The organism is Rhodococcus sp. 15-2388-1-1a, assembly GCF_002259145.1.
Taxonomy (GTDB): Bacteria; Actinomycetota; Actinomycetes; order Mycobacteriales; family Mycobacteriaceae; genus Rhodococcoides.
The window spans coordinates 82,332-102,462 of sequence record NZ_NPFP01000031.1; the positions used below are offsets into that span (position 1 = coordinate 82,332).

Consider the following 20,131-nt stretch of genomic DNA (forward strand, 5'->3'; position numbering starts at 1 on the left):
TGGTCTCCTCGAGAACTTGGTGGGGTGAGTCAGTCTTGGGTGAGCTGGCCGTCGATGCGGCGAAAGATTCCCTCTGGGTTGCCGTCGGCAATTGCATTGGGCAGCAATGATTTCGGAACGTCCTGGTAAGAAACGGGACGCAGGAAGCGCTCGATGGCGAGAGATCCGACCGAAGTGGTGCGGGAATTGGAGGTGGCAGGGAAAGGGCCGCCGTGGACCATTGCGTGGCCCACCTCGACTCCGGTCGGCCATCCGTCGAACAGGATGCGGCCGGCCTTGAGTTCGAGAACCGAGAGGAGCTTGCCTGCCTCGGTGTGATCTTTCTCGTCGGCGTGAATCGTGGCGGTGAGCTGACCTTCGAGTAGCGCGGCGACGTCGCGAACCTGCTGCGCGTCGGTGCACCGAACGATGAGGCTCGACGCCCCGAACACCTCGGCCTGCGCGTCCTCGGAGGTCAGGAACGTATCGGCATCGGTCTCGAACAGCGCTGCGCGGCAGGCGTTCGGAGCATCGGAGTCGGATCCTCGCGCGACCACGGTGACTGCATCGGACAGCGTGGCGACGCCGTCCGCGTAGCTGGAGGCGATGTTCGGGGTCAGCATCGTGGTGGGGGCGGATTCCTCTACCGCCGCCGTCGCTGCCTCGGTGAAGGACTGCAGTCCAGGGCTGTCCACGGCAATGACGAGACCGGGGTTGGTGCAGAACTGGCCCGAGCCCATCGTCAGTGATGCGACGAAGGCGCGGCCGAGCTCGGCTCCGCGGGTGGCGAGAGCGCCGTCCATGACGAACACCGGGTTGATGGAACTCATCTCGGCGTACACCGGGATCGGCTCACGACGACCGGCCGCGGCGGCGACGAGAGCAGTTCCACCCGAACGTGATCCGGTGAAGCCGACTGCCTTGATGCGAGGGTCGGTCACCAGAGCGGTGCCGAGTCCACGGCCGGAGCCGAACAGCAGAGAGAATGTGCCCGAGGGCATTCCGGTGGACGACACCGCATCGGCGATCGCTCGACCGACCAGTTCGGACGTTCCCGGATGGGCATCGTGGGCCTTGACGACCACCGGGCATCCGGCTGCGAGAGCGGAGGCGGTGTCGCCGCCGGCGACGGAGAAGGCGAGCGGGAAGTTGCTGGCTCCGAACACTGCAACCGGGCCCAACGGAATCTGCCGCTGGCGGATGTCGGCGCGGGGGAGTGGCGTGCGATCGGGCTGGGCCGGATCGATGCGGGCACCGTTCCAACTGCCCTCGCGCAGAACGGAAGCGAACAGGCGGAGTTGGCCGGTGGTGCGGCCGACCTCGCCGGTGATGCGGGCCAACGGAAGTCCTGACTCGGCGACGGCGCGCTCGATCAGCGTGTCGCCGAGAGCCGCGATGTTGTCGGCGATGGTCTCGAGGAACTGAGCGCGGGTCTCCGAGGACGTGGCCCGGTAATCGGCGAACGCCTCGGCCGCTGCGGCACAAGCTTTTTCGACGTCGGCATTGTCGCCGTGTCCGTAGGCAGGGTCGAGGTTCGCGCCGGTGCTGGGGTCGATTCCGTGAATCTGCGTACCGCCACCGAAGACCGGGACGCCGGCGATGATCATCCGGCCGGTGAGGTGGGTGGACTGTGTCGTCGACGCTGTCATGGGGTGACTCCTAAGGCTGTGGTGCGGTACGTACGCTGACGCCGAGGCGTGACCTGGCTCATAGCTCACCACGGTAGAAGGCCGATCGATACATGTCCAAGTCTAAAAATGTCGCATTTGATTCAGTCTCGGTATCGATCTCACTGCCAGGACCGATGCGCTCTCGGTGTCGTTACCGATGCCACTACTGCATCGGTCGATGCGCAGATGGTCTTGGACAGGAATCGATCGACAGCCCTACTGTCGTCTGTGAGCCGAGTCACCAGAAGTATGTGAGAAAGGTCGGGCATGAACGTCCACACCAGCACACCCGTCGTCGCCGAGATGCGTGTCATTCCGATCGCGGGTCACGACGACATGCTGCTGAACCTCAGCGGAGCCCACGCCCCGTACTTCACCCGCAATCTGGTGGTGCTCACCGATTCGGACGGGCGCATCGGCGTCGGTGAAGTGCCGGGAGGAGAGGCGATTCGGCAGACTCTCGAGGATGCGCGGGTACTCGTCGAGGGCCAGGGCATCGGTCGGTACAACGCTGTGCTGGCCGACATGCGCCGCACGTTCGCGGATCGTGATGCCGGAGGCCGCGGAGCGCAGACCTTCGATCTGCGGATCGCGATTCACGCTGTGACCGCAGTGGAATCGGCATTGTTGGATCTGCTCGGCCAGCATCTCGGCGTCAGTGTTGCAGCACTGTTGGGTGACGGACAGCAGCGCGAGAAGGTTCAGGCTCTGGGCTACCTGTTCTTCGTCGCCGATCGGACCAAGACCGACCTCGCGTACCGCAGTGCAGCCGACGAGGCCGCCGGAGCAGACGACTGGATGCGCATCAGGCACGAGGAGGCCATGGATCCCGAGTCGATCGTGCGCCTCGCCGAGGCGGCGCAGGCACGCTACGGCTTCCAGGACTTCAAGCTCAAGGGGGGTGCGCTGCCCGCCGCCGAGGAGGCCGCCGCGGTACGTGCTCTGGCCGAGCGATTCCCCGAGGCTCGAATCACGTTGGATCCCAACGGTGGTTGGTTGCTGAAGGACGCGATCGAGACGTGTCGTGGCCTGCGGGATGTCCTGGCCTACGCCGAAGACCCCGTCGGCCCGGAGGGCGGATTCTCCGGCCGAGAAGTGATGACCGAGTTCAAGCGCGCCACCGGGTTGCAGACCGCGACCAACATGATCGCCACCGACTGGCGCGAGATGGGCCACACCATCCGATCCGGTGCGGTGGACATCCCACTCGCCGACCCGCACTTCTGGACGATGGCCGGTTCGGTACGCGTCGCGCAGCTGTGCGATGCGTGGGGTCTGACGTGGGGTTCGCACTCCAACAACCACTTCGACGTCTCGCTGGCCATGTTCACCCACGTGGCCGCGGCCGCTCCAGGGACGATCACGGCCATCGATACGCACTGGATCTGGCAGGACGGACAGCGAGTGACCAAGGAGCCGTTCACGATCGAGGATGGCTACCTCACCGTGCCCGACAAGCCGGGTCTGGGTGTCGAACTCGACTTCGAGCAGATCGACGCGGCGCACGAGTTGTACCAGAAGGAAGGTCTCGGTTCCCGCGACGACGCCATCGGTATGCAGTATCTGATCGAGGGGTGGACGTTCGACAGCAAGCGGCCGGCCCTGGTCCGCTGATGAAGATCGTCGTCGGTGATCGAAATGTGCTGCCCCATCGGGAGCAGTTCGAGGCGGGCCTGCCCGCCGATGCCGAGGTGATCTGGTGCGTGCCGTTCGACGAGAGCCGGGTCATCGACGAACTTGCCGATGCGGACGTCTACGTCGGTGGCAAGTTCAGCGCGGCCATGGGTGCCGCAGCGCCGAAGCTACGCATGGTGCACGTTGCCGGTGCCGGAACGGACAACGTCGATCGCTCCGGTTTGGGCCCCGATGTGCAGGTGTGCAACACCTTTCACCACGAACAGTCGATTGCCGAGTACGTGGTGGCAGCAACGGTAATGCTGCGCCGACAGTTTCTGCTACAGGATCGGGCACTGCGCGAGGGGCGGTTCGCGACCGCCGTCTACGACCCGAGCATCCCGCAACCGTTGTCGCTGAGCGGTGCCCGCATCGGCTTCGTCGGCTTCGGACACATCGGCAGGCGAACCTGGCAGCTGTTTCAGGCCTACGGGGCGACCGGTGCTGCGGTCACCGGAAGCGGGCGAGCTCCGGATGAGGGACTCCAATGGGTCTCGGATGCCGCGGATTTGACGAGGCTCGCCGATTTCGCGGATGTTCTCGTGGTCTCCGCACCGCTGAACGAGCACACGCGCGGGATGATCGGTGCCGAAGAGCTGAGCAGACTCGGTCGCGACGGGGTACTCGTCAATGTCGGTCGTGGACCCTTGGTACAGGAGCAGCCACTGTTCGACGCGTTGTCTTCCCGCAAGATTGCCGCTGCCGCAATCGATGTCTGGTACCAGTACCCCGGGCCGGACGGCGTGGGAGAACCGAGTGTGTTGCCGTTCCGCGATCTCGACAATGTGCTGATGACGCCCCACTCGTCGGGCGTCACGCATCATACGTTCGTGGGACGGGTCGCGGATATCGCGTCGAACATCGATGCTCTGGCGGCATCGATCGGTCGATAATTGGTGTTGGACCCACATCGATCGTCGAAATAGTCTGTGAGACACAGTAAATCGACGATCCCAGGAGCTCGAGATGACCATCGCCACAGAAAAACCGACAAGCGGCCTCACTGCCCCCGATGCGGCAATCATGGCACTGGTTCCCGGTGTCGCAAGTATCGATCGCATCGCCGAAGTCACGCTGTCCTCGATCGTGTTACCGCTGAAGAAGCCGATCAGCGACGCCAAGGTGCTCACCGGCAGGCAGAAGGCGATGACCGAGGTGGTGTTCCTGTTCGCCGAGATTCGTACCGAACAGGGGCATGAGGGAATCGGTTTCGGATACTCCAAGCGCGCCGGCGGGCCCGCCCAATTTGCGCACGCCCAGGAGATCGCCCCAGTTCTCATCGGCGAGGACCCGAACGACATCGGCAAGATCTGGACCAAGCTCGTGTGGGCCGGAGCGTCGGTGGGCCGGAGCGGTGTTGCGACGCAGGCGATTGCCGCGATCGACATCGCGCTGTGGGATCTCAAAGCCAAGCGGGCGGGGTTGCCGCTGGCGAAACTGATCGGCTCGGCGCGCGATTCGGTGCAGACGTACAACACCTCGGGTGGTTTTCTGCACACTCCCCTCGAGGAGGTCATGGAGAACGCCGCCATCTCCCTGGCCAACGGCATCGGCGGTATCAAACTGAAAGTGGGCCAACCGGATTGGCGTACCGATATCGCCCGCGTCACCGCGGTCCGTGAATTCCTCGGTGACGATGTCCCGCTGATGGTGGACGCCAATCAGCAGTGGGACCGCCCGACGGCGCAGCGCATGGGCCGAATCCTGGAGCAATTCGACCTCGTGTGGATAGAGGAACCCCTCGACGCGTACGACGCCGAGGGGCATGCCCAGCTCGCTCGTAGCCTGGATACCTCGATCGCAACGGGAGAGATGCTGGCGAGCGTCGGCGAGCACGTCCGCCTCATCGAGGCCGGTTCGGTCGACATTCTGCAACCCGACGCTCCCCGCATCGGCGGGATCACGCAATTCCTGAAGTTGGCCACGCTGGCAGAGCACCACAATCTGCAACTCGCCCCGCACTTCGCCATGGAGATCCATCTGCACCTCGCGGCGGTGTATCCACTGCAGACGTGGGTGGAGCACTTCGATTGGCTGGACCCGCTGTTCGACGAGAATCTCGAGACCCGAGACGGACGCATGCATCTGTCTTCACGTCCGGGACTGGGCTTCACGTTGAGCGAGCAGGGTCGGGCCTGGACAGTGGCGAGGGTGGTGGTGCGCTAGCTGGTACCAGCCGCAGTCACATAGGAATGATGCGGCGCATGAGCGATCTGGCTGCGGCGACGACGAGCTGCCGATTGTGCGTGTGCACGAACTCGAATCGTCGATCCGCGTCGGCGCAGTCGGTGTCGCCCAGATCGCGGGCGATGAGCGCCGAGAAATAGTGCTGACCGACAGCGGTGATCGTCCACTCTCGGGTGAACTCCTCCGCGGGATCGAGATCTGCTCCGCGCACACCAGGCGCAGGTGCCCCTCCCAAGCCGACGCCGACGGCCGCGACGAATGCGTGCTTGGTGGCCAGCAAGGCGTACTGCTCGGCGACAGGTGGGCTGAACCATCGGGAATGCTGGAAGGTGGACATGAGGGCCAGCGAATCGTTGGTATCGCGGGCGTAGTCCTCGATCTGGCGGGAGATGGCGCGGATGAAGGCTTTGGTTCCGATCGACGGAGCCACGAGCTCGAAGAGATCCGATGGCAGGTTCGGGACCAGACCGGAGTTCGAAACGGGTTCGCTCAGAATCGACAGCGCACCCGGTGCCGTCCGCACCGACTCGGGCAGCGGACCGGGCTTTCCGAACAGCCAGCCCTGGCCCAGCACCGCCCCGAGTGAGTGGGCGCGGGCGAGGTGTTCGTCGTTTTCGATGCCCTCTGCCAGAACAGTCGCCCCGGTCGCCTCGGAATGCGCTCGTACCGCGGCGATCACGCGCGCCTGCGCTCGATTCGGATCTTGCTGGACCAACGAACGGTCGAGCTTGATGATGTCCGGTGCGACGAACTCGAGCATGGTCACCGTGTCCGGATGCACGCTGATGTCGTCGAGAGCGATACGGCATCCTGCCCGCCGACCGTCGGCAACAACGGCCAACAACACTGCGGGATCGGCCAGCAGTGACCTCTCTGTCAGCTCGAGCACCACGGAGAATCGGCCCTCGGCCGATGCGAACACGCGCTTGGCGGCGTCGGTCGGTCCGGTTGCGGTGTGGGGTTCCACGTTGACGAACAAACACAGTTCCTGTGCCATCCCTGCAGCGAGTGCTGCGTCGACCGCGCTTGTGCGACAAGCCCAATCGAGATCGTCCACCACACCCAGATCTGCGGCCGTCGAAAACACGGAATCCAGGTCCAATTGGGGCCACTCGGGCCACCGCGCCAGAGCCTCGTACCCGAGGACGGTTCCGGTGCCGAGTTCGACCACGGGTTGGAATACCGGTCGGACAGCGCTCACATCGGCAAGGGCAGAGGAAATCGCCTCGTGCGAGGAACGCTCGCGCACAGCGTCGTCCGGCATGAAGGTGTCTTTCTTCGCGATCGAACAATAGATTTTCAGCTCGTTTTCGACGTTACCCGCCCTGCGCGAGTTCGGCCCGGGGACGTGCAGATCACCACTGGGTGGGTCTCGTACCGTAGGCACTGTGCGGTTGGATGCCGCCCGGGGCTCATGAGAGTGGAGCTTGCGGAACGACCCGCGGGCTTTGCCACACCACTGCGCGGGGTGCACAGTACTGTTTCTCGGGTGACAGACGCTCACCAGGCATCGCGATGGGCCGCGATCTTCAGGCCGACGCCGGTCCGGGTCATGGCCACAGGCTTCGCGCTCGCCATTGCGATAGGTGCGGGCGTGCTGTCGCTGCCTGCGGCCACCGTTCCCGGCAGCGAGACCGGGTTCCTGCAGTCGTTGTTCACGTCGACCTCCGCCGTCAGTCTGACGGGTCTGATCGTGGTGGACACCCCGGTGTACTGGTCGGGTTTCGGGCAGGGCGTGATTCTCGGCCTGATCCAGATCGGTGGGTTCGGGATCATGACGATCGCGTCCCTCGTCGGGCTGGTCCTGGCCGATCGAATAGGTCTGCGCGGCAGGCTCAATGCGGCTGCGGAGGTTCGTACGTCGGGTCTGGGCGATGTCCGAAGCGTCGTGGTCGGGGTGTTCCGTACCAGTCTGATCATCGAGAGCGTCGTTGCGCTCGCCCTCGCGGCGCGGTTCTTTCTCGGATACGACGAGCCTCTCGGGCGCGCACTCTGGCTGGGGACCTTTCATGCGGTCTCCGCGTTCAACAACGCCGGCTTCGCCCTGTTCAGCGACAACATGATCGGGTTCGCCACCGATCCGTGGATCTGCATTCCACTGTTGATCGCGGTCGTGTTGGGCGGCATCGGATTTCCGGTTCTCTTCGAGATCGCCCGCCACCTCCGCGCACGTGCCGGCGGCGTTCGGGCACGCAAGAGATGGTCACTGCACACTCGGCTGACCTTGACCGTCACCAGCGTTCTTCTGGTGCTCGGGCCGACGGTGGTGATGTTGTTCGAGTGGTCGAGAACGCTGGGTGGATTCGGCTTCTGGGACAAGATGCTCGTCGCGACGTTCCAGGGCGTCATGCCTCGAACCGCAGGATTCAACAGTGTCGACTACGCCGATGTCGACAACGCGACCCTGTTGGTCACCGATGTCCTGATGTTCATCGGCGGCGGCAGCGGCGGCACGGCGGGTGGCATCAAAGTCACCACCTTCGCGCTCCTTCTATTCGTCATCCTGGCCGAGATCCGCGGAGACCGGGAAGTGACGGTGTTCGATCGTCGGATCGACGCGCGCGTGCAGCGTCAGGCGTTGACGGTGGCACTGATCGGTGTCGCGTTGGTCATGCTCCCGGTCGTCGCGTTGTTGGCGGGCACGGACTTCGACCTCGACGTCCTCCTGTTCGAGGTCGTCTCCGCGTTCGCGACGGTGGGCCTGTCCACCGGAATCACCGCACAGTTGCCCGGGTGGGGGCAGGTGATCCTGATCGTTCTGATGTACCTGGGACGCATCGGCTCCATCACTCTGGTCAGCGCCCTTGCCGCCCGCGACCGCGGTCGGCGTTACACGCTCCCCACGGAAAGGCCGTTCATTGGCTAGGAAACCATCCTCCGACGTCGTCGTCGTTCTCGGGCTCGGCCGCTTCGGCAAGTCGCTGGCACTGGAACTGATGGGCCAGGGAGTCGAGGTGCTCGGCATCGACAGCGACGAGGCCGTAGTACAACGCGTGGCAGACCGTCTGACGCATGCTGTGGTGGCCGATACCACCGACGAGGAGTCTCTTCGGCAATTGTCGGTGCACGAGTACGACCGTGCCGTCGTGGGCATCGGGTCCAATCTCGAAGCCAGCCTGCTCACCGCATCGGCTCTGGTGAATCTGTCGATGTCGACGATCTGGGCCAAGGCTCTGAGCAACGCGCACGCCAAGATTCTCACCCAGATCGGCGTGCACCATGTGGTGCGGCCCGAGCACGACATGGGCAAGCGCGTCGCCCACCTGGTGCGCGGTCGGATGATGGACTACATCGAATTCGACGACGGTTTCGCCATGATCAAGACCTCTCCGCCCGCCTCCATCATCGGAAAGAAGTTGGGCGAAAGCGGGATACGCACCAAGCATCGTGTCACCGTCGTCGCGGTCAAGCGTCAGGGCGAAGGATTCACCTACGCCACGGCCGACACGGTGATCGGCGCGGGCGATACCGTCATCGTCTCCGGTCAGGTTCGAGACGCCGAACGATTCAGTGAGTCGACCTGAGCGATTCCAGCGTCGCGCGTGCTCCGTGCTCCTGCAGAGACGACAGTTGTTTCGTGTACTCGGCGACGAACCGCTCGTTGTCGATCAGATCCCCGAACACCGCGCGGTTGGCAATGAACGCCGTGGGGTTCTCGCGCTGACTCTGCGCGATCGGCACCAGTGAATCCTTCAACTGGTCGACGATCTCGATGGGCTCGCCGGACTCGTCGACGGCCTCGGCGTAGCGAGCCCAACTGGCCACCACTGCGGTGGAGCGGGTGATGTCACCGCCGGTCTCGAGATTCTTGCGGATGACAGGCAAGAGCCACTTGGGAATTCGGTCCGAGGACTCGGCACACAGGCGGGCGACGGTATCGCGAATCTCGGGGTTGGAGAACCGCTCGATCAACGTCCGCTTGTAGTCGGTCAGATCGATGCCGGGGACCGGCTGCAGCGTCGGGGTTGCTTCCTCGTCCATGTAGGCGAGCAGGAAGTCCGCGAACAGCGAATCCTGGCACACCTCGTGGACGAGGCGATAGCCACTGAGATAGCCGAAGTACGCGAGCGCCTGGTGGCTGGCATTGAGCAACCGCAGCTTCATCAGCTCGTAGGGCGTGACATCCTCGACCACCTGCACGCCCACCTCTTCCAGCGGCGGACGGCCGAGGGTGAAGTTGTCCTCGAGGACCCACTGTGTGAACGGCTCGCCCGCGACGGGCCATTGGTCGTCGATGGCGTATCGAAGCGAAAGCTGTTCGTTCACTTCCGGTGTCGTGACCGGCGTGATGCGATCGACCATCGAATTGGGGAACGCGCCTTCGGCTTGGATCCAGTCGGCCAACGCCGGGTCCTTCAGGCGCGCGAACGTCGTGAACGTCGACTGCGCCATATGACCGTTGCCCTCGATATTGTCGCAGGACATGATGGTGAACGGGGTCATGCCGCGCTCCTTGCGCCGAGCCAACGCCTCGATGACCAGTCCGAATGTCGTTGCGGGAACTGCGCCGTCGGCGAGGTCGGCGACGATGGCTGGATTGTCCGCGTCGAACTCGCCCGTCGTCGCGGAGAAGTTGTAGCCACCTTCGGTGATGGTGAGCGAGACGATCTTCGTCGTGTCGGCGGCCATCTTCTCGATCACGGCCTCGGCGTCGTCCGGTGCGAACAGGTACTCGACGATGGAACCGATGACGCGGGTGTCCCACGTGCCGTCGGAATGCTTGAGCGCCAACGTGTACAGGCAGTCCTGTGCCTGCATGACGTCGTTCATTCGACGGTCACCGGGCAGTACGCCGACGCCGCAGATTCCCCAGTCCAGCGCCTGCCCCTGCTGCATCAGACGGTCGATGTACATCGCCTGGTGGGCACGATGGAAGCCGCCGACACCGAAATGCACGATGCCGACCGTCACCTCGGATCGGTCGTACGTCGGAACTGCGACGTCCTCGATGAAGTCGGCGAGGTTCTGCGAGTTCAACTTCATGCGTTCGTCTCCTTCGAAAGTCCTGGGATCACTACGGCTTTGATGCTTCCGGGTTGCCTGTCGGCGTTCAATGCATCCTCGACGCCCTCGAGTCCGAAGCGCGCCGTCACCATCGCGTCGAGATCAACCATGCCCGACGCCACCAGCGCGCGTGCGATCGGCCATGTGTTGGCGTATCGAAAGACGCCGGTGAGCAGCAATTCTCGGTTCTGGATCCGCGAGATCGGCAGCGGGTAGTCCGATCCGCCCATGCCGACGAGGACGACCGTTCCTGCGGGTCGGACCGCGTGGATGCCGTCGATCACGGCTCGGGCCGCACCGGATGCGTCGATGAAGGCGTCGACCGTCAGGGAGCGCACGTCCTCGGCCGTGGGGTCGAGGACGCGAGTCGCGCCGAACTTCGCCGCGTTGGCGCGGCGGGACGCGTCGATGTCGGTGACGATCACTTCGGTGGCTCCGAATGCGCGCGCGACCTGAGCGGTGACGAGCCCGACGGGGCCCGCTCCTGCGATGAGCACACTCGATCCCGCGGAGATACGTGCCTTCTGGGCCGATGCGATGCCGACCGACAGCGGCTCGAAGAGGGCTGCGGCCTCGTCGGAGATGTCGTCGGGGACGTCGTGGGCGAAGGTCGATTGGATCAGTACGTACTCCGCGAGCGCTCCGTCGATGGGCGGCGTCGCGAAGAACTCCATGGCCGGGCACAGGTTGTAGCGGCCGGCGCGAGACTGAGCGCTGGTGGGATCGGGGCGCTGCGGCTCGATGGACACGCGCTGCCCGACGCGGGTGTCGGAGACGTCGGTGCCCACGGCCACGATGACGCCCGCTGCCTCGTGTCCGAGTACGAGGGGACCGTCGACCACGTAGTCGCCGATGTGTCCCTCGCGGTAGTAGTGCGCGTCGGAACCGCACACCCCGACTGCTGTGACCTGCACGAGGACCTCGTCGTGCGCGGGCGTGGGTACGGGCCGTTCTTCGAGTCGTATCTCCTGCACTCCGGTCAGGACGCTGGCCTGCATGGACTGTGGCACGGGTCGCTGGTGGCGAGGGGGTGTTGTGTAGATCACACCTTAATGTTAGCTTAGTGAGCAGATGAACACGAGCTGAGCATCTGCTCACAACTTGGGGAGGCGACATGGATGGATCGTCATCCGGTCCAGCGGGGTCGAAGTCTCCGCGCTCGGGAGAGGACCTCCGCTTGGCGCTGCGCGCCGCCACCATGTATCACCTCGAAGGCGCGACGCAGGCCGAGATCGCCGTGAAGCTCGGCGTCTCGCGCCCGACCGCGGGACGGCTGGTCGCTCGTGCCCGCACCCAGGGTCTCGTCACCATCGAGATCAACGTTCCCGACGATCTGCAGGGCACCGTCCACGCCGACGTCGAACGTGAACTCGAGGCTCGCTACGGGCTGACCGAGGTACTCGTCGTATCGGACGTCATCGACGGCACGGACGCAGGCTACGGGTCGCTGGGTCGCGCAGCGGCGACGTTGCTCTCGCGTCGCCTCAAGGATCAGGACGTTCTCGGCTTCACCTGGGGGCCCGAAACGGTTGCGGTGGCCAGCTCGCTCAAGACCAGATCCACCAAATGTGCTGCGGTGGTGCAACTCGACGGCTCCATCACCTCGGCCGACTACCAGACCGGTGTGGAATACACACTCGGACGCTGCGCTGCGTACCTGCAGGCGACACCCGTCAGGCTCAATGCGCCGCTGTATGCCGATCAGGCGACAGTGGTTGCGTTGGAGCAGGATTCCGTGATCTCGCGTGCCCTCAAGGCCGGGACCGATGCCGATGTGATGATGTACGGCATCGGTCCCGTTTCCACGTCCACCACGTTGTTCGAGGGCAGCTTCATCGACCTCGAGGTGCTCGACGAACTGCGCCGCCTGGGTGCGGTCGGTGAGATCGGCGGACGGTTCTACGACGCAGACGGCAAGGACACCGGAGGATCGCTCCCCGGCCGAACCGTGTCGGTGGGGCTCGACGCCATCAGGGCCTGTGATCGGGCCGTGCTCGTCACCGGCGGAAAACGAAAACACGAAGCGCTGCTCGGTGCGTTGCGGGGTGGACTGGCCTCGATCCTGGTCACCGATATCGAAAGTGCACGTTGGCTCGTTGCGCAAGCTCCGGCAACGGCGACCTCCAATGGAAAGGTATTTCAGTGAGGGTTCTACCGAAAGTGGTTGTCGCGAGCTCACTCGCGACGACCTTGGTGCTGTCCGGATGTGCCGGCGCCGGCTCGTTCGGCGGTGACGGTGACGGTACGACGATCACCGTCGCGATCGTCTCGAATTCACAGATGTCCGACGCCATTTCGCTTGCGCCCGAGTTCGAGGCGGAGAACCCTGGCATCAATCTGAAGTTCGTGTCGCTGTCGGAGAACGAGGCCCGGGCCAAGATCACGGCCTCGGTCGCGACGGGTGGCGGCGAGTTCGACGTGGTGATGATCAGCAACTTCGAGACCCCGCAGTGGGCCGAGAACGGCTGGCTCACCAACCTTTCCGAGTACGCGGACGCCACGCCGGGGTACGACGAGGACGACTTCATCCCGACGTTGAAGGAATCGCTGTCGTACGAGGGCAGCATGTACTCGGTGCCGTTCTACGGTGAATCCTCGTTCCTGATGTACCGCAAGGATCTGATGGAGGCCGCGGGCATCACGATGCCGGCGGAGCCGACGTGGCAGCAGGTGGCAGACGCCGCGGCCGCACTCGACAGCCCCGGCCTGTCCGGAATCTGCCTGCGCGGCAAGCCCGGCTGGGGTGAGGTGCTCGCGCCGCTCGACACGGTCATCAACGCGTTCGGCGGCCGCTGGTACGACGAGAACTGGAATGCCCAGCTGAACAGTCCCGAGGTACGCGAAGCCGTCCAGTTCTACGTCGACACCGTGCGTGAACACGGTCAGGCCGGCGCGGCCACCAGCGGCTTCAGTGAGTGCGGAACGCAACTCTCACAGGGCAACACGGCAATGTGGTACGACGCCACCTCGGCTGTCTCGGTACTCGAGGATCCGTCGTCGAGCAACGTCGTCGGGCAGATCGGTTATGCCAAGGCCCCGTCGGCGGCCAAGGGCGACAACGGTTGGCTGTACTCCTGGGCGCTGGGCATTCCCCAGACCAGCGAGGCTCCCGACGAGGCGTGGAAGTTCGTCTCGTGGATGACCAGCAAGGAGTACCTGAACAAGGTCGGAAACGAACTCGGTTGGGAGCGTGTGCCTCCCGGAAGTCGTCTCTCGACCTACGAGATTCCCGAGTACGCGGAGGCGGCGGCTGCCTACGGTCAGCTGACCCTCGACTCCATCGACAGTGCCGACCCGAACAACCCCACCGTGGACCCGGTTCCGTACACCGGAGTCCAGTTCCTGACCATTCCGGAGTTCCAGGACCTCGGTACCCGGGTCAGCCAGCAGATCAGCGCCGCGATCGCCGGACAGATCAGCGTCGACGAGGCGCTCGACCAAGCGCAGCAATACGCCGAAGTGGTCGGCAAGACGTATCAGGAGGACCAGGGATGACCACCACCGAAGAACGGACGGCTCCGGCCGAACCGGAGAAGTTCGTACCGCGACCGAGAACGATCTCCAAGGCCGAGGGCTGGCGTCGACGCGGACCGCTGTTGCCGGCGTTGGTGTTCGCCATCATCGTCACCCAGATCCCGTTCCTGTTCACGCTGTACTACTCGACGCAGTCCTGGAACCTCGTTCGTCCGGGTTCGCGTGAGTTCAACGGCCTGAACAACTACATCGACGTCTTCCGCGACAGCCAGTTCCGCGAGGTCGCGATGAACACCGTGATCATGATCGTCGGAACCGTGATCATCTCGGTGGTCCTGGGTCTCGCCCTCGCGCTGCTGCTCGATCGAAAGTTCATCGGGCGCAGTCTGATCCGTACACTGCTGATCACCCCGTTCCTTGTCACCCCGGTCGCCGGTGCGCTGATCTGGAAGACGACGATGTTCGATCCCGTCTTCGGTCTGATCAACTTCGCTCTGAGTCCGTTCGGAGTCGGTGAGATCGACTGGGTTTCGCGGTTCCCGCTGGCCGCGGTCATGACGAACCTGGTGTGGCAGTGGACGCCGTTCATGATGCTGCTGATTCTCGCCGGGTTGCAGTCCATGCCCAAGGACATCGCCGAGGCCGCACGCGTCGATGGGGCAGGCCCGTTCAAGCTCTTCCGTGAGCTGACGTTGCCGCACCTGCGCCGGTTCATCGAACTGGGCACGGTTCTCGGTGCCATCTACCTCGTCAACACCTTCGACGCCGTCTACATGATGACCTCCGGTGGACCGGGAGTCGCGTCGGCCAACCTCCCGTTCTACATCTACCAACGTGCCTTCCTCGGCTTCGATATCGGTCAAGCCGCGGCCATGGGCGTCGTCACCGTGGTGGCAACCATCGTCCTCAGCACTCTGGCGCTGAGATTGATCTTCAAGAGCTTCAGCGCAAACGAGGAGGCGGCGTGATGAGCACGGCAACCACGAGCAAGAAGAAGGCCGTCGCGCAGACCTCCGACGGGCAGGAAATTCGCAAGAAGAGCAAATGGGGCCCGGGCACGATCTGGTCCTTCGTCGCCTGGGTGGCCGGTATCGCATTCTTCTTCCCGGTGCTCTGGATGGTGATCACCGGCTTCAAGCAGGAGGCCGATGCGTACTCCAACCCGCCGAAGCTGATCTTCACCCCCACCCTCGATCAGTACCGGGGTGTGCTCGACAGTGGTATCGGTACGACCCTGCTGAACTCGGCGTTCGCGACGATCGTCTCGACGATTCTCGTTCTGCTGCTGGGTGTTCCGGCAGCGTTCGCCTTGTCACTGCGGCCCGTCAAGAAGACCCAGGACGTGCTGTTCTTCTTCATCTCCACCAAGATGCTGCCAGTCGTGGCCGTCATCGTTCCGCTGTACGTCATCGTCGGTGACATCGGCATGCTCGACAACATCTGGGCACTGGTGATCCTCTACACCGCGATGAATCTGCCGATCGCCGTGTGGATGATGCGCTCGTTCTTCATGGAGGTGCCGTCGGAACTGCTCGAAGCCGCCAGTATGGACGGTGCGTCGTTGTGGACGTCGGTCCGCGAGGTGATCCTGCCGCTCGTCTCTCCCGGTATCGCGGCGACGTCGTTGATCTGCGTGATCTTCTCGTGGAACGAGTTCTTCTTCGCGGTCAATCTCACTGCTGTTCAGGCCCAGACGATTCCGGTGTACCTCGTCGGATTCATCACCGGCCAGGGCCTGTACTGGGCCCAGCTCTCCGCCGCTGCGACGTTCGCAGCACTCCCCGTCGTCCTTGCCGGATGGTTCGCGCAGAACAAGCTCGTGCGCGGCCTGTCCTTCGGCGCCATCAAATAGGAGAAAGTCTCATGGCTGCAATCACGTACAAGAAGGCATCCTGCGTCTACGAAGGTGCCGATTCGCTCGCCGTCGATTCCCTCGACCTCGAGATCGAGGACGGCGAGTTCGTCGTCCTGGTCGGACCGTCCGGCTCCGGCAAGTCGACCGCCCTGCGTATGCTCGCCGGTCTCGAGGAGATCGACGGTGGCGCAATCGAAATCGGCGGCAAGAACATGGTGGGCGTTCCGTCCAAGGACCGCGACATCGCCATGGTCTTCCAGAACTACGCGCTCTACCCCAACAAGACCGTCGGGGAGAACATGGGTTTCGCGCTCAAGATGCGCGGAGTGAGCCTCGAGAAGCGTCAGGCGCGCGTCGCGGAAGCGGCCCGTCTGCTCGATCTCACGGAGTACCTCGACCGCAAGCCCGGCAAGCTCTCGGGCGGCCAGCGTCAGCGAGTTGCCATGGGCCGGGCCATCGTTCGTGAGCCGCAGGTGTTCTGCATGGACGAGCCGCTGTCCAACCTCGACGCCAAGCTGCGGGTGCAGACTCGTACGCAGATCGCGGCGTTGCAGCGCAGGCTCGGCACCACGACGGTCTACGTCACCCACGATCAGGTCGAGGCCATGACGATGGGCGACCGCGTCGCGGTGCTGCGCGGTGGCAAGCTGCAGCAGTTCGCCTCTCCCACAGACCTGTACGACAATCCTGTCAACGCGTTCGTCGCAGGATTCATCGGGTCCCCGGCAATGAACCTGATGACGGTACCCATCGGCTCCGGTGGCGTCCAGATCGGTAAGTTCCTGCTCCCGCTCGAGCGCGACGAGCTGACCAAGCTCGCGAGCCTGGGTATCGACGAGGTCACCATCGGAATGCGGCCCGAGAACCTCGGCATCGTCCACGGCGGCGGCGAGGGCTTCGAGGGCAAGGTCGATCTCATCGAGGAGCTGGGCAGCGAGTCCTACGTCTACGCGCACCTCGACGACCCGAAGGTCAAGGGACTCGACGGCGGACCGGTGTCGTTGGTTGCGCGTTCGGCAGTGCGTGCCCCGGCGAGGATCGGTGAAAGCATCGGCCTGACGCGCCTCGACGGTGCGATCCACCTCTTCCACCCGGAAACGGGGGAGCGCATCTAGCGCGGTCGGTACGGGGCTTTCCGGGAGAGGATCAGTGCCGTCAGAAGCGCGGCACCCCAGAGCAAGAAGATGCCGTCGAAGAACAGGTGCCCGTACTTGACGCTTCGGTTCTCGTCCGAGGCGATCAGGCCGATCACCGCGCCGACGAACGACGCTCCGCCCCACAGGATCAGCAGCACAGAGCCGGGCCAGGATATGCCGAGGATCGACGACGGCAGCCGGGTCCGGTTCTGTGCTGCCAGGCGCGGCCGGTTCATGTACGCGAGAGCGGGAAGAATTGCTGCGCCGAGTTTGACCAGCGCAAGTGCCAGCAGTGCCGTCTTCGCGGTCTGCGGTTCGGTGTCGACCCATTCTGTTGCGAAAGAACCGACGGAGCTGAGCATCCACCGCCCACCTGCGGCCCAATAGCCGGAAAACGCGGCGTGGACTATCCCCAGAGCACATGCGATCGCGAAGTATCTGATGGCCACGGTGACCGAGGGTAGCCGACGTCGCACCCCCGTTCGGGGGTAGCGAGAGGCCGTGCGCGTCCCCTAGCTTGGTGGTGATGGGCATCACACGCGCAGGAGGAAACATGGCCGAATCGGCACACACGGCATTCAAGAATGCACGCAATCTACTACTCGACGCCTACGGCGAGTACGACCGTGCAGTGGCATCTTTCGAATGGCCGTCGTTCGGTGAGACGTTCAACTGGGCGATCGATTGGTTCGATGCGATCGCGCGAGGCAACGATGGCACCGCGCTGTGGATAGTCGAGGAGGACGGCAGCGAGGCCAAGTACAGCTTCGACGACATCGCTCGTCGCTCCGACCAAGTTGCGCGCTGGCTCGAGCAGCAGGGAATCGGCCGCGGCGACTCGGTGATCCTGATGCTCGGCAACCAGGTGGAGCTGTGGGAAGCGATGCTCGCCGTGATGAAGCTGGGCGCGGTCCTGATGCCGACCACCACTGCCATCGGATCCGCAGATCTGACCGATCGCGTCGTACGCGGCAATGCACGCGCAGTGATCGTGAACCCCTCGGATACCGGCAAATTCGATGACGTCCCCGGTGACTATCTGCGTATCGCCACGTCCGCGTGTGATGGTTGGGTGGACTATGCCGAGGCTCGCTCCGTCGAGGCCGTACCGTTCGAGTCCGTGACGGCTCCCACCGACCGCCTTCTCATGTACTTCACCTCCGGTACCACCAGCAAGCCCAAGCTCGTCGAGCACACACAGATCTCCTACCCCGTAGGGCATCTGAGCACCATGTACTTCCTCGGGCTGCGCCCGGGCGACGTACACCTGAACATCAGCTCGCCCGGGTGGGCCAAGCACGCGTGGAGTTGCTTCTTCGCCCCGTGGATCGCCGAGGCGACCATCTTCATCTACAACTACGGCAGATTCGACGCGAAAGCGTTGCTCGAACAGATCCGACGGGCCGAGGTGACGACGTTCTGCGCGCCGCCGACGGTGTGGCGCATGCTGATTCAAGCCGATCTCGCCGGTGGCGGTGGTTCGCTACGCGAGGCCATCGGAGCCGGTGAGCCGCTCAACCCGGAGGTGATCTCGCGGGTCCAACAGGAGTGGGGCCTGAACATCCGCGACGGGTTCGGTCAGACGGAAACCACTGCGCTGGTTGCCAATACGCCGGGTGCGGTACTCAAGTCCGGCTCGATGGGGAGGCCGCTGCCGGGCGTTCCGGTGGTGATCGTCGACCCCACCACCGGCGAACTCGCCGACGAGGGCGAGATCTGCCTCGACCTGGCCCAGAAGCCGTTCAACCTGATGACCGGCTATCTCGGTGACCCCGAACGCAACGCCGCCGTCATGGCCGACGGGTACTACCACACCGGCGACGTGGCATCACGGGACTCCGAGGGCTACATCACCTACGTCGGCCGCACCGACGACGTGTTCAAGGCCTCGGACTACAAGATCTCCCCGTTCGAGCTCGAAAGCGTGCTGATCGAACACCCCGCCGTTGCCGAAGCCGCAGTGGTGCCGGCCCCGGACGAGACGCGACTGGCCGTTCCGAAGGCGTACGTGGCACTGGCGTCGGGCTGGGAACCCAACGAGGACACTGCATTCGAAATCCTGAAGTACGCCCGCGAGCACCTGGCACCGTTCCTGCGTGTGCGCCGAATCGAGTTCTTCGAGCTACCGAAAACGATCTCCGGCAAGATCCGTCGAGTGGAACTGCGCGCTCGCGAGGACGCGGCGGTCGGACCGCTGGAGACCGAGTGGCGCGACGACCAGTTTCCTGCGCTGAAGAGGTGATGTGGCTGTCCACTATGTGCTGCGTGAGGCGGGATTCCGATTCTCGAGGCGAATTGTGGGCGCTGACGTCACCTGTCCCAGAACCGTTCGAGGACGCCGAGCACTTCAGTGGACGCCGCCATCGTTGTCGCGTGGTCGAATCCGCGGATGACATGCAGCTCGGAGTTCGGTACCAGCGCCGCGGCAGCTCGGGTGTCGTCGAGCCTGGTGCCGTCCTGACTGCCGACGTAGAACAGCGACGGTTGGGTGAATCGTTGCAATGCCTCGTCCGGTAGGCCGGGATCGCCGTCGGAGGCTCGGATGTACGCGGCCATGGCCTGGGCATCGTTGGTGGAGAACACCGCTCGGGTACCCGCGTCGATCGGGAACATGCGGTGGCTGGTCCAGACCTCGAGAAATCCGTCCATGCCGCGCTGCTCCAACACATCGGCGCATCCGGGGAAGAACAGGCGATCGAACGCGCCTGCCTGAGCGCCGTGACTACCGCCGCCGACGGCCAATGATCGCACTCGCTCGGGAGCGGCAGCCGTCAACGCCAACCCCGCCCGAGCCCCGAACGAATACCCGAGGTAATCGACGGTATCGACCCCCACCGCATCGAGCACCGCCGTCAGATCGCCGACGATAGTGCCCATCGCATAGGCGTCGGGAGAATGGGGCTTCTCGCTGCGGCCGTGCCCACGACTGTCGATCAGAATCAACCGCCGACTGCCGCGCAGCGCCTTCACATAGCCGAACGTCCGCCAGATCGTGTGCGTGAGAAAACTGCCGTGCACCATCAACAACGGCGGCCCGGACCCCACCACCGTGTACGCGATCCGTGTTCCATCGTCTGCATTCGAGGCGTACTCCACCCCGCGATTCTTGCCTTTGAAGTCCACTCAACGTGACATTGACCCCCACAAAGGCC

17 protein-coding genes are annotated in these 20,131 nt (G+C 64.1%); 11 read left to right on the plus strand and 6 right to left on the minus strand.

Annotated features, from left to right (window positions below; translation table 11 throughout):
• Nucleotides 1–29: 29 nt before the first annotated feature.
• Nucleotides 30–1,628: an aldehyde dehydrogenase (NADP(+)) gene (locus CH302_RS17860; RefSeq protein ID WP_037196034.1), complete on the minus strand. Its 1,599-nt coding sequence runs from the start codon at nt 1,626–1,628 to the stop codon at nt 30–32.
• A 288-nt stretch (nt 1,629–1,916) separates the two neighbouring features.
• On the opposite strand from CH302_RS17860, the gene CH302_RS17865 reads away from it, so the two are divergent.
• The 3 genes from CH302_RS17865 (at nt 1,917) to CH302_RS17875 (ending at nt 5,489) form a co-directional block, all read left to right on the plus strand.
• Entirely contained in the window at nt 1,917–3,263 is a 1,347-nt protein-coding gene (locus tag CH302_RS17865) for an enolase C-terminal domain-like protein (protein ID WP_037196032.1), read from the plus strand.
• Nucleotides 3,263–4,216, plus strand: a complete 954-nt coding sequence (locus CH302_RS17870) for a 2-hydroxyacid dehydrogenase (RefSeq protein WP_037196030.1) — start codon at nt 3,263–3,265, stop codon at nt 4,214–4,216. Before CH302_RS17865 ends, CH302_RS17870 begins: the two co-directional genes overlap by 1 nt.
• Before the next feature lie 130 nt (nt 4,217–4,346).
• Nucleotides 4,347–5,489 carry an L-talarate/galactarate dehydratase gene (locus tag CH302_RS17875; RefSeq protein ID WP_230596534.1) on the plus strand — a complete coding sequence of 381 codons (1,143 nt, stop codon included), beginning with the start codon at nt 4,347–4,349 and terminating at the stop codon, nt 5,487–5,489.
• Nucleotides 5,490–5,505: 16 nt separating this feature from the next.
• Here CH302_RS17875 and CH302_RS17880 read toward each other — a convergent pair whose 3' ends face one another.
• Nucleotides 5,506–6,774: a sensor domain-containing phosphodiesterase gene (locus CH302_RS17880; protein ID WP_082323878.1), complete on the minus strand. Its 1,269-nt coding sequence runs from the start codon at nt 6,772–6,774 to the stop codon at nt 5,506–5,508.
• A gap of 288 nt (nt 6,775–7,062) precedes the next feature.
• Here CH302_RS17880 and CH302_RS17885 point away from each other — a divergent pair, with 288 nt between their 5' ends.
• Both CH302_RS17885 and CH302_RS17890 read left to right on the plus strand, forming a co-directional pair.
• Nucleotides 7,063–8,376 (plus strand): TrkH family potassium uptake protein, encoded by a 1,314-nt coding sequence (locus tag CH302_RS17885; RefSeq protein ID WP_052048121.1) that lies wholly within the window; start codon nt 7,063–7,065, stop codon nt 8,374–8,376.
• A complete protein-coding gene (locus CH302_RS17890) occupies nt 8,369–9,034 on the plus strand; it encodes a potassium channel family protein (protein ID WP_037196024.1) in 666 nt (221 codons plus the stop codon). Before CH302_RS17885 ends, CH302_RS17890 begins: the two co-directional genes overlap by 8 nt.
• On the opposite strand, the gene CH302_RS17895 is transcribed toward CH302_RS17890, so the two are convergent.
• On the minus strand, nt 9,018–10,493 hold the full coding sequence (locus CH302_RS17895) for a mannitol dehydrogenase family protein (RefSeq protein ID WP_037196021.1): 1,476 nt from the start codon (nt 10,491–10,493) through the stop codon (nt 9,018–9,020). The two genes, CH302_RS17890 and CH302_RS17895, sit on opposite strands and share 17 nt — an antisense overlap.
• Nucleotides 10,490–11,512 (minus strand): NAD(P)-dependent alcohol dehydrogenase, encoded by a 1,023-nt coding sequence (locus tag CH302_RS17900; protein ID WP_037196018.1) that lies wholly within the window; start codon nt 11,510–11,512, stop codon nt 10,490–10,492. The genes CH302_RS17895 and CH302_RS17900 overlap by 4 nt, the downstream gene beginning before the upstream one ends.
• A 116-nt stretch (nt 11,513–11,628) precedes the next feature.
• On the opposite strand from CH302_RS17900, the gene CH302_RS17905 reads away from it, so the two are divergent.
• From CH302_RS17905 to CH302_RS17925, 5 genes are read left to right on the plus strand one after another with little or no spacing between them, the layout of a single operon-like run.
• Nucleotides 11,629–12,660: a sugar-binding transcriptional regulator gene (locus tag CH302_RS17905; protein ID WP_037196016.1), complete on the plus strand. Its 1,032-nt coding sequence runs from the start codon at nt 11,629–11,631 to the stop codon at nt 12,658–12,660.
• Complete coding sequence (locus CH302_RS17910) at nt 12,657–14,009, plus strand: ABC transporter substrate-binding protein (RefSeq protein WP_230596525.1); 1,353 nt, start codon at nt 12,657–12,659, stop codon at nt 14,007–14,009. The genes CH302_RS17905 and CH302_RS17910 overlap by 4 nt, the downstream gene beginning before the upstream one ends.
• Entirely contained in the window at nt 14,006–14,956 is a 951-nt protein-coding gene (locus CH302_RS17915; RefSeq protein ID WP_037196012.1) for a carbohydrate ABC transporter permease, read from the plus strand. The genes CH302_RS17910 and CH302_RS17915 overlap by 4 nt, the downstream gene beginning before the upstream one ends.
• On the plus strand, nt 14,956–15,840 hold the full coding sequence (locus CH302_RS17920) for a carbohydrate ABC transporter permease (RefSeq protein ID WP_037196010.1): 885 nt from the start codon (nt 14,956–14,958) through the stop codon (nt 15,838–15,840). The genes CH302_RS17915 and CH302_RS17920 overlap by 1 nt, the downstream gene beginning before the upstream one ends.
• An 11-nt stretch (nt 15,841–15,851) precedes the next feature.
• Nucleotides 15,852–16,958 (plus strand): ABC transporter ATP-binding protein, encoded by a 1,107-nt coding sequence (locus tag CH302_RS17925; protein WP_037196008.1) that lies wholly within the window; start codon nt 15,852–15,854, stop codon nt 16,956–16,958.
• Here CH302_RS17925 and CH302_RS17930 read toward each other — a convergent pair.
• Nucleotides 16,955–17,428 (minus strand): DUF3995 domain-containing protein, encoded by a 474-nt coding sequence (locus tag CH302_RS17930; protein ID WP_037196007.1) that lies wholly within the window; start codon nt 17,426–17,428, stop codon nt 16,955–16,957. The genes CH302_RS17925 and CH302_RS17930 overlap by 4 nt on opposite strands.
• A gap of 104 nt (nt 17,429–17,532) precedes the next feature.
• Here CH302_RS17930 and CH302_RS17935 point away from each other — a divergent pair, with 104 nt between their 5' ends.
• The gene (locus CH302_RS17935) at nt 17,533–19,221 is read left to right on the plus strand and encodes an AMP-binding protein (RefSeq protein ID WP_037196239.1); all 1,689 of its coding nucleotides are present in this window, start codon (nt 17,533–17,535) and stop codon (nt 19,219–19,221) included.
• 68 nt (nt 19,222–19,289) lie between these two features.
• Here the strand turns inward: CH302_RS17935 and CH302_RS17940 are convergent, their stop codons facing one another.
• Nucleotides 19,290–20,102 carry an alpha/beta fold hydrolase gene (locus CH302_RS17940; RefSeq protein ID WP_371828465.1) on the minus strand — a complete coding sequence of 271 codons (813 nt, stop codon included), beginning with the start codon at nt 20,100–20,102 and terminating at the stop codon, nt 19,290–19,292.
• Nucleotides 20,103–20,131 lie beyond the last annotated feature (29 nt).

What these genes read in the sequence shown, in the direction of transcription:
- CH302_RS17860 (WP_037196034.1), bottom strand. Translation starts at nt 1,628, where the DNA reads ATGACAGCGTCGACGACACAGTCCACCCACCTCACCGGCCGGATGATC.
- CH302_RS17865 (WP_037196032.1), top strand. Translation starts at nt 1,917, where the DNA reads ATGAACGTCCACACCAGCACACCCGTCGTCGCCGAGATGCGTGTCATT.
- CH302_RS17870 (WP_037196030.1), top strand. Translation starts at nt 3,263, where the DNA reads ATGAAGATCGTCGTCGGTGATCGAAATGTGCTGCCCCATCGGGAGCAG.
- CH302_RS17875 (WP_230596534.1), top strand. Translation starts at nt 4,347, where the DNA reads ATGGCACTGGTTCCCGGTGTCGCAAGTATCGATCGCATCGCCGAAGTC.
- CH302_RS17880 (WP_082323878.1), bottom strand. Translation starts at nt 6,774, where the DNA reads ATGCCGGACGACGCTGTGCGCGAGCGTTCCTCGCACGAGGCGATTTCC.
- CH302_RS17885 (WP_052048121.1), top strand. Translation starts at nt 7,063, where the DNA reads ATGGCCACAGGCTTCGCGCTCGCCATTGCGATAGGTGCGGGCGTGCTG.
- CH302_RS17895 (WP_037196021.1), bottom strand. Translation starts at nt 10,493, where the DNA reads ATGAAGTTGAACTCGCAGAACCTCGCCGACTTCATCGAGGACGTCGCA.
- CH302_RS17900 (WP_037196018.1), bottom strand. Translation starts at nt 11,512, where the DNA reads ATGCAGGCCAGCGTCCTGACCGGAGTGCAGGAGATACGACTCGAAGAA.
- CH302_RS17905 (WP_037196016.1), top strand. Translation starts at nt 11,629, where the DNA reads ATGGATGGATCGTCATCCGGTCCAGCGGGGTCGAAGTCTCCGCGCTCG.
- CH302_RS17915 (WP_037196012.1), top strand. Translation starts at nt 14,006, where the DNA reads ATGACCACCACCGAAGAACGGACGGCTCCGGCCGAACCGGAGAAGTTC.
- CH302_RS17920 (WP_037196010.1), top strand. Translation starts at nt 14,956, where the DNA reads ATGAGCACGGCAACCACGAGCAAGAAGAAGGCCGTCGCGCAGACCTCC.
- CH302_RS17925 (WP_037196008.1), top strand. Translation starts at nt 15,852, where the DNA reads ATGGCTGCAATCACGTACAAGAAGGCATCCTGCGTCTACGAAGGTGCC.
- CH302_RS17935 (WP_037196239.1), top strand. Translation starts at nt 17,533, where the DNA reads ATGGCCGAATCGGCACACACGGCATTCAAGAATGCACGCAATCTACTA.